Origin of the sequence: Stenotrophomonas sp. AN71 (genome assembly GCF_050435725.1) — a bacterium.
Lineage (GTDB): Bacteria > Pseudomonadota > Gammaproteobacteria > Xanthomonadales > Xanthomonadaceae > Stenotrophomonas.
In genome coordinates this window covers 1-14,277 of sequence record NZ_JBNDKU010000017.1, presented here as the reverse complement: position 1 = coordinate 14,277, position 14,277 = coordinate 1, and the positions used below count along the sequence as shown (strand labels likewise).

Below are 14,277 nucleotides of genomic sequence, written 5' to 3'. Positions count from 1 at the left end.
AGCCCGCCATCGATGCGTCCCTGCCTGGCCCTGCTGCCGATGCTGCTCGCCACCGCCCCCGCCTGGGCGGCCGCTGACGCCTATCGCCTCGATCCGGTGCATACGCGGGTCCTGTTCTCCATCGACCACGCCGGCTACTCGCAGGCGATGGGCACGGTTTCCGGCAGCGAGGGACGCCTGCTGTTCGATGCCGACAACTGGCGCGACGCCACGCTGGAGGTGGAGGTGCCGGTGTCGCGGCTGGACCTTGGCGACGCCAAGTGGAACCAGGCCACGCTGGCGCGCAGTCTGCTCGATGGCGAGCGCTTCCCGAAGGCGCGCTTCGTCTCCAGCCGGGTGGAACCGATCGATGCCAAGCGTGCGCACGTGATCGGCACGCTGACCCTGCGTGGGGTCAGCCAGGAAGTCACCCTGGAGGTGACGCTCAACGCCATCAAGCGCTATCCACTGCCGCCATTCCGGCGTACCGCCGGCTTTTCCGCCAGCACCACGCTGAGCCGGCGCGCATTCGGCATCACCGCCTGGCCCGGTGTCATCGGTGACGCGGTACAGGTAAGAATTGAAGCTGAAGCCACCCTCGACCGCAGCGATACCCCGGGAACTCCCGCTCCCGTTCCGCACTCCGACCACACGACGGCCCCCAAGGACCCTTCATGACCGCCAAGAACACCCCCGCCGCCTGGGGGAGTGTCAGCCAGATCCTGCATTGGTTGATCGCACTGCTGATCCTCGCCCTGGGCGTGGTCGGCCTGCTCATGGGTGAACTGCCCAAGACGCCCAAATACTTCTGGGTCTATACCGCGCACAAATCGATCGGCATCACCGTGCTGGCGCTGGTGCTATTCCGCCTCGGCTGGCGCGTCTACGCCGGCGCCCCGAAACCGGTGCCGGGCATCCCCAGCTGGCAGGAACGCATCGCCAGCGCGACCCACGTGCTGCTCTATGTACTGATGTTCGCCATCCCGCTGTCGGGCTGGCTGTACGACTCGGCCAGTGGCCTGCGTCCGTTCCGCTGGTTCGGTCTGGTCGACGTGCCCAAGCTGAGCGGCCCGGACCCGCAGGTCGTGGCGGTGTCGCATGCCATCCACGAATACGGCTTCTGGCTGTTGATCGCGGTGGTGCTGGCCCATGCCGGCGCTGCCTTCTACCACCACCTGTTCCAGCGCGATGCAACGTTGTCCCGCATGTTGCCGCGCGGCTGGCTCGCCTCCCCTCAGAAGGACTGACCGATGAACCTGAAACTGACCACTCCGGCCGCCGTGGCCGCCGCCCTGGCCGGCATGCTGGCCACCGCCCCGGCGCTCGCCGCGGACTACGCGCAGGCCCCGGGTGCCGGCTCGATCCTGGTGTTTGCCACCAAGTACGACGGCGAAGTGTTCACCGGCAGCTTCCCGGGCTTTGCGACCAAGCTCAGCTTCGACCCGGCCAATCCCGCCGCCGGTTCACTGGACGTGGTGATTCCGCTGGCCGGCGCGAAGAGCGGCAATACCGACCGCGACTCGACCCTGCAGGGCGCCGACTTCTTCAATGTCGGCAAGTTCGCCACCGCGCGATACACCGCCAAGGGCTTCCGCGCCGTGGGCAACGACCAGTTCGCCGCCGATGGCACCCTGGAACTGCGCGGCGTCAGCAAGCCGGTCACCCTCACCTTCACCTGGAAGCCCGGCACCCAGCCGGTGCTGACCGGCAAGGCCACGGTCAAGCGCCTGGACTTCGGCGTGGGCGGCGGTGACTGGGCCGACACCAAGACCATTCCGGACGACACCGCGATCAGCACGATCGTGAAGTTCGACGCGAAATAAGACGGGCCTGCCGCCGGGCATGGCCCGGCGCTACCGCAGGACGGTGACACAGGGTAGCGCCGGGCCATGCCCGGCGGATTCAACCCGCGGCCAACCAGGCCTGCACCCCGGCCGCGTCGAATGGCCAGTCCAGCTCACGGCCGCCGGCCTCGTCACGCAGCACCGGCACCCGCGCGCCATAGCGTGCTTCCAGCGCCGGCTGGTCATCCAGGAACACCGATTCGAACTCCGGCGCCCGCGCTTTGGCCAGCTCGGCCACGGCCATGTCGCACAGGTGGCAATCGTCACGCTGGATCAGGGTCAACACCGGCAGGGCTCCCGTGGCGGAAATGCTGCGCCGCAGCCATCGGATGGCCCGGCAAGCCGCTAGAATAGCCGCTTGTCCGGTACCCGCAGTTTGGCAACCATGGCTGTCAGCACGTTCGACGTTTTCAAGATCGGCATTGGTCCGAGTTCCTCGCACACCGTCGGGCCGATGAAGGCCGCCGAGCGATTCATCCATCGCTGGCTGCTCGACCCGGGCCGCCTGCACGAGGTCGCGCGCATCCGCGCCGATGTCTACGGCTCGCTGGCCTTGACCGGCCGCGGCCATGGCACCGACAAGGCGATCCTGCTCGGCCTGGAAGGCCAGCGGCCGAACCTGATCGACCCGGACATCATCCCGGCCACCCTGGAGCGCATCCGCAGCAGCAAGCGCATCCAGCTGATGGGCCAGCACGAGATCGCCTTCGATGAGAAGCGCGACCTTGGCATGAACAAGCGCCAGAAGCTGCCGTACCACACCAACGGCATGCGCTTCACCGCGTACAACGCCGAGGACGAAGTGATCGCCACCCGCGACTACTACTCCGTCGGTGGCGGCTTCGTGGTCAACCAGGACGACGCGGCCGATGACCGCATCGTGCCCGACGAAACCCCGCTGCCCTACCCGTTCAAGAGCGGCGACGAGCTGCTGGCGCAGACTGCGCGCAGCGGCCTGAGCATCGCCCAGCTGATGTTCGAGAACGAGAAGTGCTGGCGCAGCGAAGAGGAGATCCGCCAGAACCTGCGCGAGATCTGGAGCGCAATGCAGTCGTGCGTGGCGCGTGGCATCCGCGAGGAAGGCGTGCTGCCGGGCGGGCTGAAGGTCGGCCGTCGTGCACCGGCGCTGTACCGCGAACTGTCGTCGAAGCCGGAAGCGGCGATGCGCGACCCGCTGACCACGCTGGACTGGGTCAACCTGTACGCGCTGGCGGTTAATGAAGAAAACGCCGCCGGTGGCCGCGTGGTCACCGCGCCGACCAACGGTGCGGCCGGCGTGCTGCCGGCGGTGCTGCATTACTTTGACCGTTTCTGCCCGGGTGCGAACGAACAGCGCGTGTTCGACTTCCTGCTGACCTCGGCGGCAATCGGCATCCTGTACAAGGAAAACGCCTCGATCTCCGGCGCCGAAGTGGGCTGCCAGGGCGAAGTGGGCGTGGCCTGCTCGATGGCAGCCGGCGGTCTGGTCGCCGCCCTGGGCGGCAATCCGAGCCAGATCGAGAACGCCGCGGAAATCGGCATGGAGCACAACCTCGGCCTGACCTGCGATCCGATCGGCGGCCTGGTCCAGATCCCGTGCATCGAGCGCAACGCGATGGGTGCGGTGAAGGCGATCAACGCCTCGCGCATGGCGATGCGCGGCGACGGCAAGCACAAGGTGTCGCTGGACAAGGTGATCAAGACCATGCGCGACACCGGCCGCGACATGCAGGACAAGTACAAGGAAACCAGCCGTGGCGGCCTGGCGGTGAACGTCATCGAGTGCTGAGGGCAGCCGCCAGGCATGGCCTGGCTCTACGCAGAACGGCGCCGTCACCACATTGCGGTTAGGCTCGGGTCTCCCCTGCCCCGGACCGCCCCATGCGTGTGATCGCTGCCGCCCTGCTCGCCTGTCTTCCGCTGTCCGCCGCCGCTGCACCGACCTACGGGCCGCGGCTGGAGGGTTTCGACTATGGCTATCCGGTAAGGATCTTCACGCTGGAATCGCAGCGGCAACCGCTGGAGATGGCCTACCTGGACATCGCGCCGAAGAAGGCGCCTGTCGGCGTGGTGGTGCTGCTGCATGGCAAGAACTTCTGCGCGGCAACCTGGAAGGAATCCATCAAACCCTTGCTGGCGGCCGGTTACCGGGTGATCGCACCGGACCAGGTGGGCTTCTGCAAGTCCAGCAAGCCCGAGCGCTACCAGTACTCGTTCGCGCAGCTGTCAGACAACACCCATGCGCTGCTGCAGCACCTTCAGCTGGGTGATACCCCGGTGCATCTGGTCGGCCATTCGATGGGCGGCATGCTCGCAGTGCGCTACGCGCTGATGTACCCGCAGGACCTGCGCAGCCTCTCGCTGGTCAACCCGATCGGGTTGGAAGACTGGAAAGCACTGGGCGTGCCCTGGCGAAGCGTGGATGCGTGGTACGCAGGCGAAATGAACATCAGCTATGACAGCATCCGCCGCTACCAGCTGGACGTGTACTACGACGGCAAGTGGAAGCCGGCGTACGAACCGTGGGCACGGATGCAGGCGGGCATGTACGAAGGCGCGGGCAAGCCGGCCGTTGCGTGGAGCCAGGCGCTGGCCTCGGACATGGTGTTCAACCAGCCGGTGGTCTACGAGTTGAAGAACCTGCACGTGCCGACCACGCTGTTCATCGGCCAGAGGGACCGCACCGCGATCGGCCGCGACCTGGCACCGCCAGCGGTGAAGGCCACGCTGGGCAATTATCCGGCGCTCGGCAAGGCCGCGGCAGCCGCAATTCCCGGCGCGACACTGGTCGAATTCGATGAACTGGGGCATTCGCCGCAGGTGCAGGACCCGAAGCAGTTCAATGCCGCGTTGTTGAAGGCGTTGAAGGCGCGTTGAGGTTTCCTGTCCGCCGGGCATGGCCCGGCGCTACCAGGATCGGCACGGGGAGCGCCGGGCCATGCCCGGCGATCCGTCACCCGACGATACGCAGCACGTCGTCCAGCAACGCGGCGGCGGTGACTTCCGCACCCGCACCCGGTCCCTGGATCAACAACGGCTGGCGCTGATAGCGATCGCTGTGGATGGCCACGCGGTTGTCGGTGCCCGCGCCCTGTGCCAGCGGGTGATCGGGCGGCAGTTCGCGCAGGCCCACCTGCGCGCCCTCGCCATCGACACGGCCAACGAAACGCAGCACACGGCCGTTGTCGCGCGCCTGCCGCCAGCGCGCCTGCAGCGGCGCATCCAGCTGTTCCAGCGCAGCTACTGCTTCGTCCAGCGGCAGTGCTGCCAGCGCCTCGGGCACCAGCGAATCCACCTGCACCTGCGCAGCATCCAGCGCCAGGCCACTGCTGCGGGCCAGGATCAGCAGCTTGCGGCGCACGTCTTCGCCGGACAGGTCCAGGCGCGGATCAGGCTCGGTATAGCCGGCGGCCAACGCCTCGCGCACTGCCACCGAAAACGGCGACCGGCCGTCATAGCGGTGGAACAGCCAGGCCAGCGAACCGGACAGCACGCCCTCAATGGCATGGATATGGTCGCCACCGGCCACCAGTGCACGCAGGCTGCTCAACAGCGGCAGGCCGGCGCCCACCGTGGCACTGTCTCCGTAGCGCGCACCACTGTCGGCGCAACTCTCGGCGATCGCCTGCGCGCGCGCCAGCTGCGCGCCCCGCCCCAGCTTGTTGGCCGTCACCACATGAACGCCGCGCGCCAGCCATTGCACGTGGCGTGCGGCCACATCTTCACTGGCGGTGGCGTCGACCACCACATCGCCACGCTCGAGCCCCTCGGCGCTGGCCCACGGCGGCGAGCTGTGGCCTTCGCGCGGTGCGCGCCGCGCCAGTTCCAGCGGCAGCGCCAGATCGCGATCGATCGCCAGCGCGGTGCGCGAATTGGCCAGCCACTGCACGCCAGGCAGTTCCAGACCACGCGCCTGCAGCGCCTGGTAGCGCTGCACGAACGCCGAGCCCACCGTGCCAGTGCCGAGCAGCGCGAGGCGCCCTGCGCCCAGCGCGGGAATGTCAGCGGCAAGCGCGCTCATGCATCCACCGCCTGTTTGCGGCGCGCAGCCGCATCGATCACCGCTTCGGCACGCTGCAGCGCATCGCCGAGATCGGCCAGCAGGTCACGCTCTGCCTCGATGCCGACCGACAGCCGCAGCAGGCCCTCGCTGATGCCGGCCGCCGCACGCGCTTCGACGGTCATTGCCGCATGGGTCATGGTCGCCGGATGGGCGATCAGGCTTTCCACGCCGCCCAGTGACTCGGCCAGGGTGAAGCAGCGCAGGCCGTCGACGAACGCCCGCACCGCTGCGTGCGGATCGTCACCGGCGCAGTGCGCCAGTTCGAACGACAGCATGGCGCCGAAGCCGCTCTGCTGACGGGCGGCGATGGCATGGCCCGGGTGATCGGCCAGGCCCGGGTAATACACTCTGCCGACGGCCGGATGCTGGTCCAGCAGCGCGACGATCGACGTGGTGTTCTCCTGGTGCACGCGCAGTCGGGCGTCCAGCGTGCGCAGGCCGCGCAGGGTCAGGAAGGCATCGAACGGCGACCCGGTCAAGCCCAGCGCGTTGCCCCACCACACCAGCTGCTCATGCACTGCCGGGTCGCGCGCGATCACCGCGCCACCCACCACATCGCTGTGGCCGTTGATGTACTTGGTGGTGGAGTGCAGCACCAGATCCGCACCAAACGACAGCGGCTGCTGCAGCGCCGGCGACAGGAAGGTGTTGTCCACCACAACAAGTGCACCGGCCTTGTGCGCGGCATCAATGACAAAGCGCAGGTCGGTGATGCGCAGCAGCGGATTGGACGGCGTTTCCACCAGCACCAGCTTCGGCTGGGTGGACAGCGCCTGTGCCAGCGCGCGCGGATCGGTCAGATCGGCGGTGACCAGTTCGAAGTGACCCTTCTTCGCCAGCGCGTTGAACAGGCGCCAGCTGCCACCATAGGCATCGTGCGGCACCACCAGCGTATCGCCCGGCTGCAGCAGTGCGTTCAGCACCAGGTTGATCGCGCCCATGCCGGTGGCAGTGATCACACCACCGGTGCCCCCTTCCAGCTCGGCCAGTGCTTCACCCAGCAGATCGCGGGTGGGGTTGCCACTGCGCGTGTAATCGTACTGGCGCTTGTTGCCGAATCCTTCGAAGCTGAAGTTCGACGACAGCACGATCGGTGGAGTGACCGCGCCATGCGCGGTGTCACGATCGATGCCGGCACGGACGGCGGCGGTGGTGCGACTACAGGACGGCTCGGTGGCGTGCAGGCTCATGCGGACTCTCCAGAAGTGCGGAAGGCGGTGGCGAGGATCGCGTCGATGCGATCGGTTTCTTTGAGGAAGGCGTCGTGGCCATAGGGCGAGCGCAGCACGCGCAGGCTGCCGCGTGGTCCCAGCCCCTCGACCAGGCCGACCAGATCAGCCAGCGGCACCAGGCGGTCACCCTCCACGGCAACCACCACGGTCGGCGGCAGGATCGCGGTGGGGTCGACGCGATGCAGGTCGATCGATTCGGACAGGCGCAGGTAGGCGGTCACCGGTGTACGCGCGACGTACTGCGCACCGGCAGCATCGAGATAGTCCTCGGCGGCCACGCGTACGCGGCCATTAATGACTTCCGGCGCGGCATCGAAGCGTTCGCCGAACTCTTCCGGCGTGCGGTAGCTGAGCATGGCGAACTGCCGCGCCAGGGCCAGGCCGTGGTCCTCGCCGCACTGCAGCTGGCCAAGGGCAACCGCACGACGCTGCAGTGCGCGCCAGGCCGCGGCATACGGATGCGGGCGATGCGCGCCGCTGGCCAGCACCAGCTGGCGCACCCGCGAGCGGTGGCGGATCGCGAACTGCTGGCCGACCAGCGCGCCGTAGGAGTAGCCGACGAAGGCCTTCAGCGTGCGGATGCCCAGGTGATCCAGCAGCAACGCCAATGCATCGGCCTGGTCGGCGGTATCGATCGGTACGTCCAGCGCACCATCGGCACCGATGAAATCAAATGCCAGCACGCGCAGCTGCTGCGGATCCAGCGCGCGGCCGCTGCCGACCAGGTCTTCGGCCCAGCCCTTCTCGGCAAACTGCGCGTTGGACGCCACATGACGATGTGCGGAGATGCCACCGGCCAGCACCACCACCGGCGCGTTGGCCGGGCCGACCCATTCGTAGCGCAGGCGCAGCGGGCTGGGACCGGCGTGACGCATCGACAGCACCGCGGCGAACTCACCGCGCTCGGCATGCACGCGGTCTTCGACCGGCACGCTGACGGGGACAAAGGGTTCGGGGCGAACGACGGTGCTGGTGGCGAAGCTCATGGCGGGATCCGGTTGGGGAATCGGCCATCGAGCCTTCGCGGGGCCCGCGTTCGAAATGCACGTGCAGTGCATGGTTCGAACCATCTTTCGGAAGACACCACGGTCCCCGCAGGATTTGGCACCTACGCCGACGCTTTCACGTCCGCGGGCTGCCCCGGCTTCAAAGGGCCTGTCCCTCTGCCGGTCTCGATGGTGGAGCCACGATGCCAGCCCCTTTCGTCACTGTCAATCCCTTCATGCGGATGGAGAGATGAATATTTTCCATGAGTGCCTCCCTGTCGTTCCGCGTACCCGGTCGCGGCCGCTCCGTTCAGGATCGGGTAGAGTCGCGGCGGCCTCCCTGCTGGATCCATCAATGCCGCGTCTGCCCCTGACCTGCCTGCTGCTGTCCCTGCTGGCAAGCACGACCGCGCACGCTGGCGACTGGCGCCAGGGCTGGGGACTGGTCGACAAGGCCGTTTCCCGCGCCGACAGCAGCCCCACCGCCCAGCAGGCACACCCCATGGCCCAGCTGCGCCTGCAGCCGGTGGGTGAGCAATGGCAGGCCCGCATCGACAACGGGCTGGCGGGGCCGCTGCAGATCGAGTTGCGCGCCGCACCCGGACACCCGGTCGACGGCCTGCCGGTGACGTCGCTGATCCAGGGCGACGGCAGCCTGGTGGTTGGCCACCTGCCCGCGCCGCTCAACGGCCGCACGCTGGATCTGCGCATGCAGTCGGTCCCTGGCAATCCATCCGCGCAGGCCGAGGACGTTGCCTACCGCGTGCCGTTCGATGCCGCCCGCCTGCGCGTGGACCAGGCACCGCAGGGCCGGTTCAGCCACGATGACGAGGAGAACCGCGACGCCGTGGACTTCGCGCTGCCCGAGGCCACGCTGGTACTGGCTGCGCGCGAGGGCACCGTGATGCAGATCCAGGACGGCTTCCATGGCCATGGCCTGGACCGCGAACGCGACAGTGGCCGTGCCAACTTCGTCCGCGTGCTGCACAGCGACGGCAGCATGGCCCTGTACGGTCACCTGCAGGCCGGTGGCATGCGGGTGCGTCGCGGCCAGGCGGTGCAGGCCGGGCAGCCGATCGGCCTGTCAGGCAACAGCGGCTACAGCAGTGCACCGCACCTGCACTTCGTGGTGCAGGTCAACCGGGGTATGGCCCTGCGCTCGGTGCCGGTACGCATCTTCGCCGAGCAGGGCCAGCTGCAGTTCGCCCGCCAGGGCGAGGCCGACGGCGGCACCGGGCGCTGAGCGGCCCCGGCCGGTATAATCGGGCGCTTATCTCTTTGAAAAGCGCCCCGGGCGGGCGCCACTGCCATGTCCGAAGTCGCAACCGAAGCGTCGCGTCGCCGCACCTTCGCCATCATTTCCCACCCTGACGCCGGCAAGACCACGCTGACCGAAAAGCTGCTGCTGTTCGGAGGCGCGATCCAGATGGCCGGTTCGGTCAAGGGCCGCAAGGCCGCCCGCCACGCCACCTCCGACTGGATGGCGCTGGAAAAGGAACGCGGCATCTCCGTCACCTCCTCGGTGATGCAGTTCCCGTACGAAGGCAAGATCGTCAATCTGCTCGACACCCCCGGCCACGCCGACTTCGGCGAGGACACCTACCGCGTGCTGACCGCGGTGGATTCGGCGCTGATGGTGATCGACGTGGCCAAGGGCGTGGAAGAGCGCACCATCAAGCTGATGGAAGTGTGCCGCCTGCGCGATACCCCGATCATGACCTTCATCAATAAGCTCGACCGCGAGGGCAAGGACCCGATCGAGCTGCTGGATGAAGTGGAAACCGTGCTGGGCATCCAGTGCGCACCGGTGACCTGGCCGATCGGCATGGGCCAGCGCCTGAAGGGCGTTGTGCACCTGCTGACCGGCGAAGTGCACCTGTACGAACCGGGCCGCAACTTCACCCGCCAGGACTCCACCATCTTCCCGTCCATCGATGCCCCCGGCCTGGCCGAGAAGATCGGTGCACAGATGCTGGCCGAGCTGCGTGACGAGCTGGAACTGGTGCAGGGCGCCAGCCACCCGTTCGACCTGCAGGCCTACCGCGCCGGCAAGCAGACCCCGGTGTTCTTCGGTTCGGGCGTGAACAACTTCGGCGTACAGCCGCTGCTGGACTTCTTCATCGAGCATGCGCCGTCGCCGCAGGCACGTTCCACCACCGGCCGCGAGATCGCCCCGGAGGAGAACAAGCTGACCGGCTTCGTGTTCAAGATCCAGGCCAACATGGACCCGCAGCACCGTGACCGCGTGGCATTCATGCGGGTGTGCTCGGGCCGGTTCAGCGCCGGCATGAAGACCTTCCACGTGCGCACCGGCAAGGAGATGAAGCTGGCCAATGCGCTGACGTTCATGGCCAGCGATCGCGAGATCGCCGCCGAGGCGTGGCCGGGCGATGTGATCGGCATCCACAATCACGGCACCATCTCCATCGGCGATACCTTCACCGAAGGCGAAGCGGTCACCTTCACCGGCATCCCCAACTTCGCCCCGGAACTGTTCCGTCGCGCACGCCTGCGTGATCCGCTCAAGCTCAAGCAGCTGCAGAAGGGCCTGGCCCAGCTGTCCGAGGAAGGCGCGACCCAGTTCTTCCGCCCGCTGACCAGCAACGACCTGATCCTGGGTGCGGTCGGCGTGCTGCAGTTCGACGTGGCCGCTTATCGTCTGAAGGACGAGTACGGCGTGGAAGCCACCTTCGAGCCGGTCAGCGTGACCACCGCGCGCTGGGTCCACTGCAGCAATGAAAAGAAGCTGGAAGAGTTCCGCGAGAAGAACGCACTGAACCTGGCGCTGGATGCCGCCGGCCACCTGGTCTACCTGGCGCCGACCCGGGTCAACCTGCAGCTGGCGCAGGAACGCGCGCCGGACGTGCGCTTCTCGGCCACCCGCGAAGCCGCGCACACCGTGTCGGCGGGCTGAACCTGCGCGTCCGGGCGGTTCATCCACGCATGGCGTGGATCTACTGCCAGTGGGCTCGGATCCCTTTCCGCCAGGAAAGGGCTCTGACCCCGGCATGGCGACCATACGGTGACCGGCGTGCACGCGCCGGCCATCGCGGCGATGATAGGGGGGAGCGGCTCCCCCTCCCGCGAACGATGCCCACGCCATGTCCACGACTTCCATTGCTTCGATCCGCGAAGAAATCGCCAGCGCGCTGACCCACGGCCTCGGTGCCGTGTTCGCATTGGGCGCCGGCGCGGTACTGATCACCCTGGCCGCCATCTACAGCGATGGCTGGCAGTTGGCCGGCGCCATCGTGTTCGGCATTGCGCTGCTGCTGCTGTACACCGCTTCCACCCTCTACCACGCCATCCAGCACCCGGTCGCCAAGGGCCGGCTGAAGGTGTTCGACCACTGCGCGATCTACGTATTGATCGCCGGCACCTACACCCCGTTCACCCTGATCGGCCTGCGTGGCCCGTGGGGCTGGGGCCTGTTTGCTGCGATCTGGACCCTGGCCCTGGCCGGCGTGGTGTTCAAGCTGTTCTACACCGGCCGCTTCAAGCGCCTGTCCACCGCCATCTACGTGGCGATGGGCTGGCTGGTGATCGTCGCGGTCAAGCCGATGCTGGCCTCGATCGATGGCTGGACCCTGGGCTGGCTGCTGGCCGGTGGCCTGTCCTATACGCTGGGCACCTATTTCTACCACCGCGAATCGATCCCCTATTCGCACGCGATCTGGCACCTGTTCGTGATCGGCGGCAGCGTCTGCCACTTCGTCGCGGTCACCATGCAGGTGCTGTAAACGCAGGCTCGCGCGCGGGCCTGCACGCCGTGCACATGAACGCTTCGCGCCCCGTCCACGATGACGGGGCAACCATGACGGCGTGAATGCTGCCGCCTCCCCTGCCACCTCGCGCCATTCCCGCTCGCGCCTGCGTCGCCCCGGCCCACGCGGGCAGCGCTGGCTGGCCGCGCTGATCTTCCTGCTCGCGGCGATCCTGCTGCTGGTCGCGCTGTGGGACTGGAACTGGTTCAAGGGCCCGGTCGAGCGGGCCGTGCAGGCACGCACCGGCCGTGCGCTGCACATCGGCCATCTGGATGTCGATCTCGGCCGCACCAGTACGATCCGCGCCGATGCGATCACCTTCGCCAATGCCCGCTGGGCGAAGCAGCCGAGCATGGCCAGCGCCGACCGCGTCGAGATCGACGTGCGGGTGTGGCCCCTGCTGCGCGGCAGCGTGCAGCTGCCCGAGGTGCGCCTGACACGACCGGACCTGCTGCTGGAAACCGCTCCACGCAAGGGCGATCCGGGCAACTGGAATTTCCTCGGCGACAATTCCGGCGGCAGCAGCCTCCAGCTCAAGCGCCTGCGCATCGACGACGGACGCCTGCAGTTCCTCGATGCGCTCGGCCGCACCGACATCCGTATGGACGTGCGCAGCGGGCGGCCGAAGCAGGCCGACGCCGCGCCGCCCTTGCAGATGCAGGGAAAGGGCCACTGGCAGGGTAATCCGTTCACCCTGAGCGGAGGCACGGAATCACCGCTGGAGCTGACCGACAGCGATCACCCGTTCCGCATCCATCTTGACGGCCGCGCCGGTGCCACCCACGCGGTGGCCAGTGGCACGCTCACCAATCCATTCCAGCTGCGTGTGTTCGACCTGCAGTTCGCGCTCAGCGGGCAGGATCTGGCTGACCTGTACCCGTTGCTCGGCATCGCCATTCCTCCCTCGCCGCCCTATGCGTTGAACGGCCGCCTCAAGCGTGACCACAACCTCTGGCGTTACGACGCCTTCACCGGCAAGGTCGGCGACAGCGATCTCGGCGGCAACCTGCAGTTCGATGTCGGCGGCACACGGCCCAAGCTGACCGCCGCGCTGGAATCCAGGCGTCTGGATTTCGACGACCTGGCCGGCTTCATCGGCGCGCCACCGAAGACCGGCAGCGGTGAAACCGCGAACGCGGAGCAGAAGGCCGAGGCCGCCCGCGTTGCCGCGCGTGCCCGGGTGCTTCCCGACACGCCGTACAACCTGGGCAAGCTGCGCGCGATGGATGCCGACGTACGCTGGAAAGCGCACCGCATCAATGCGCCCTCGCTGCCACTGGACGACATGGACGCGCACCTCCTGCTGGATGACGGTCTGCTGCGATTGGATCCGCTGAACTTCGGCGTGGCCGGCGGTGATATCCGCAGCACGATCCGCATGGACGCGCGACAACCACAGATCAGCACCGCGCTGAAGGCCAGCGTGCGCGGTGTACAGCTGGGCCAGCTGTTCCCCGACGCGAAGCTGGCCGAGCAGGCCAAGGGCGGCATCGGCGGTGAAATCGACCTGAGCGGCCGCGGGAACTCCATTGCCGCAATGCTGGGCAGCAGCAGCGGCAAGGTCGGCCTGGCCATGGGTCGCGGCCATGTCGGCAACCTGGTGATGGAACTGGCCGGCCTGGACATCACCGAATCGCTGAAATTCCTCGTCACTGGTGACCGACAAATCCCGCTGCGCTGCGCCTTCGCCGACTTCGGCGTGCGCGACGGGCTGATGACCAGCCAAGCGTTGGCGGTGGACACCACCGACACGATCATCATCGGCGAAGGCACCGTCAGCCTGCGCGACGAAACCCTCGACCTGCTGCTGAAGCCACGCCCGAAGGACAAGAGCATCCTGGTGCTGCGCTCACCGCTGCACATAGCGGGCACCTTCAAGGACCCGTCGTTCCGCCCGGACTTCAAGGCACTGGGCCTGCGCGGTGCAGTGGCATTGGCATTGGGCAGCATCGCCCCGCCGGCGGCATTGCTGGCGACCATCGAGCTGGGGCCGGGCAAGGATGCCGACTGCGGTGGGCAGTATGCGAAGTAGGTTTACAGCGTTGTTCGCGGCGCCTGCATTGATCGTGGCTTGAGGGGGGCGGGTGACGCAGGCAGGACACGCCGCAAGTACGTCCCTGTAGGCTCGATGGCGCCATCCATGGCGCCAACGGTCCTGCCTGCGTCACCCGTCCCCCTCTTGACAGCTTCCTGCGCGCGCGGAACGAGAGCGAAATTCAAAGTCAAAAGAAAAAAGCAAAGTCAAAAGCTGTTGCCAACCAGGGTTGGCAGCTACCAAAGGCAAGGCACCGCGCATGTATGCGCCGCGCTCGCAGGAACGTGTCCAGAGGCGGAGGGTGGGGGGGGGGGGGGGCCGGGGGGGGCCGGGGGGGGGGCCCGGGCCCCCCCCCGGGGGGGTTTGGGGGGGGGGGGGGCCCCCCCCCCCCCCCC

General features: G+C 67.7%; 13 protein-coding genes and 1 riboswitch. Of the genes, 9 read left to right on the top strand and 4 right to left on the bottom strand.

The window, feature by feature from the left end; translation table 11 throughout:
* Positions 1-12: 12 nt before the first annotated feature.
* The 3 genes from ABH900_RS19420 to ABH900_RS19410 are packed head-to-tail and all read left to right on the top strand — an operon-like array spanning position 13 to position 1,802.
* The gene (locus ABH900_RS19420; RefSeq protein ID WP_429624814.1) at positions 13-657 is read left to right on the top strand and encodes a YceI family protein; all 645 of its coding nucleotides are present in this window, start codon (positions 13-15) and stop codon (positions 655-657) included.
* The gene (locus ABH900_RS19415) at positions 654-1,226 is read left to right on the top strand and encodes a cytochrome b (RefSeq protein WP_429624813.1); all 573 of its coding nucleotides are present in this window, start codon (positions 654-656) and stop codon (positions 1,224-1,226) included. The genes ABH900_RS19420 and ABH900_RS19415 overlap by 4 nt, the downstream gene beginning before the upstream one ends.
* Positions 1,227-1,229: 3 nt before the next feature.
* The gene (locus ABH900_RS19410; protein WP_429624812.1) at positions 1,230-1,802 is read left to right on the top strand and encodes a YceI family protein; all 573 of its coding nucleotides are present in this window, start codon (positions 1,230-1,232) and stop codon (positions 1,800-1,802) included.
* A 79-nt stretch (positions 1,803-1,881) separates the two neighbouring features.
* Here ABH900_RS19410 and ABH900_RS19405 read toward each other — a convergent pair whose 3' ends face one another.
* Positions 1,882-2,109 carry a glutaredoxin family protein gene (locus ABH900_RS19405; protein ID WP_429624811.1) on the bottom strand — a complete coding sequence of 76 codons (228 nt, stop codon included), beginning with the start codon at positions 2,107-2,109 and terminating at the stop codon, positions 1,882-1,884.
* A 99-nt stretch (positions 2,110-2,208) separates the two neighbouring features.
* Here ABH900_RS19405 and ABH900_RS19400 point away from each other — a divergent pair, with 99 nt between their 5' ends.
* Together ABH900_RS19400 and ABH900_RS19395 are read left to right on the top strand one after the other, a co-directional pair.
* Positions 2,209-3,591 carry an L-serine ammonia-lyase gene (locus tag ABH900_RS19400; RefSeq protein WP_429624809.1) on the top strand — a complete coding sequence of 461 codons (1,383 nt, stop codon included), beginning with the start codon at positions 2,209-2,211 and terminating at the stop codon, positions 3,589-3,591.
* Between the two features lie 92 nt (positions 3,592-3,683).
* Complete coding sequence (locus ABH900_RS19395) at positions 3,684-4,679, top strand: alpha/beta fold hydrolase (protein WP_429624807.1); 996 nt, start codon at positions 3,684-3,686, stop codon at positions 4,677-4,679.
* A gap of 76 nt (positions 4,680-4,755) precedes the next feature.
* Here ABH900_RS19395 and ABH900_RS19390 read toward each other — a convergent pair whose 3' ends face one another.
* The 3 genes from ABH900_RS19390 to metX are packed head-to-tail and all read right to left on the bottom strand — an operon-like array spanning position 4,756 to position 8,083.
* On the bottom strand, positions 4,756-5,823 hold the full coding sequence (locus ABH900_RS19390; protein ID WP_429624805.1) for a homoserine dehydrogenase: 1,068 nt from the start codon (positions 5,821-5,823) through the stop codon (positions 4,756-4,758).
* Complete coding sequence (locus ABH900_RS19385; protein ID WP_429624804.1) at positions 5,820-7,055, bottom strand: O-succinylhomoserine (thiol)-lyase; 1,236 nt, start codon at positions 7,053-7,055, stop codon at positions 5,820-5,822. The genes ABH900_RS19390 and ABH900_RS19385 overlap by 4 nt, the downstream gene beginning before the upstream one ends.
* Entirely contained in the window at positions 7,052-8,083 is a 1,032-nt protein-coding gene (gene metX / locus ABH900_RS19380; RefSeq protein ID WP_429624802.1) for a homoserine O-succinyltransferase MetX, read from the bottom strand. Before metX ends, ABH900_RS19385 begins: the two co-directional genes overlap by 4 nt.
* 77 nt (positions 8,084-8,160) lie before the next feature.
* A riboswitch (SAM riboswitch) is annotated at positions 8,161-8,279 on the bottom strand.
* A 159-nt stretch (positions 8,280-8,438) separates the two neighbouring features.
* Between metX and ABH900_RS19375 the strand changes: the two genes are divergently transcribed.
* The 4 genes from ABH900_RS19375 (at position 8,439) to ABH900_RS19360 (ending at position 13,879) form a co-directional block, all read left to right on the top strand.
* Entirely contained in the window at positions 8,439-9,326 is an 888-nt protein-coding gene (locus ABH900_RS19375; protein WP_429624801.1) for a M23 family metallopeptidase, read from the top strand.
* 66 nt (positions 9,327-9,392) lie between these two features.
* The gene (locus tag ABH900_RS19370; protein ID WP_429624799.1) at positions 9,393-10,997 is read left to right on the top strand and encodes a peptide chain release factor 3; all 1,605 of its coding nucleotides are present in this window, start codon (positions 9,393-9,395) and stop codon (positions 10,995-10,997) included.
* 187 nt (positions 10,998-11,184) lie between these two features.
* Positions 11,185-11,823, top strand: a complete 639-nt coding sequence (trhA, locus tag ABH900_RS19365; protein WP_429624798.1) for a PAQR family membrane homeostasis protein TrhA — start codon at positions 11,185-11,187, stop codon at positions 11,821-11,823.
* 82 nt (positions 11,824-11,905) lie between these two features.
* Positions 11,906-13,879 carry an AsmA family protein gene (locus ABH900_RS19360; protein ID WP_429624797.1) on the top strand — a complete coding sequence of 658 codons (1,974 nt, stop codon included), beginning with the start codon at positions 11,906-11,908 and terminating at the stop codon, positions 13,877-13,879.
* The last annotated feature ends 398 nt before the right edge of the window (positions 13,880-14,277 follow it).

What these genes read in the sequence shown, in the direction of transcription:
- ABH900_RS19375 (WP_429624801.1), top strand. Translation starts at nt 8,439, where the DNA reads ATGCCGCGTCTGCCCCTGACCTGCCTGCTGCTGTCCCTGCTGGCAAGC.
- ABH900_RS19390 (WP_429624805.1), bottom strand. Translation starts at nt 5,823, where the DNA reads ATGAGCGCGCTTGCCGCTGACATTCCCGCGCTGGGCGCAGGGCGCCTC.
- ABH900_RS19400 (WP_429624809.1), top strand. Translation starts at nt 2,209, where the DNA reads ATGGCTGTCAGCACGTTCGACGTTTTCAAGATCGGCATTGGTCCGAGT.
- metX (WP_429624802.1), bottom strand. Translation starts at nt 8,083, where the DNA reads ATGAGCTTCGCCACCAGCACCGTCGTTCGCCCCGAACCCTTTGTCCCC.
- ABH900_RS19370 (WP_429624799.1), top strand. Translation starts at nt 9,393, where the DNA reads ATGTCCGAAGTCGCAACCGAAGCGTCGCGTCGCCGCACCTTCGCCATC.
- ABH900_RS19415 (WP_429624813.1), top strand. Translation starts at nt 654, where the DNA reads ATGACCGCCAAGAACACCCCCGCCGCCTGGGGGAGTGTCAGCCAGATC.
- ABH900_RS19420 (WP_429624814.1), top strand. Translation starts at nt 13, where the DNA reads ATGCGTCCCTGCCTGGCCCTGCTGCCGATGCTGCTCGCCACCGCCCCC.
- trhA (WP_429624798.1), top strand. Translation starts at nt 11,185, where the DNA reads ATGTCCACGACTTCCATTGCTTCGATCCGCGAAGAAATCGCCAGCGCG.
- ABH900_RS19410 (WP_429624812.1), top strand. Translation starts at nt 1,230, where the DNA reads ATGAACCTGAAACTGACCACTCCGGCCGCCGTGGCCGCCGCCCTGGCC.
- ABH900_RS19385 (WP_429624804.1), bottom strand. Translation starts at nt 7,055, where the DNA reads ATGAGCCTGCACGCCACCGAGCCGTCCTGTAGTCGCACCACCGCCGCC.
- ABH900_RS19395 (WP_429624807.1), top strand. Translation starts at nt 3,684, where the DNA reads ATGCGTGTGATCGCTGCCGCCCTGCTCGCCTGTCTTCCGCTGTCCGCC.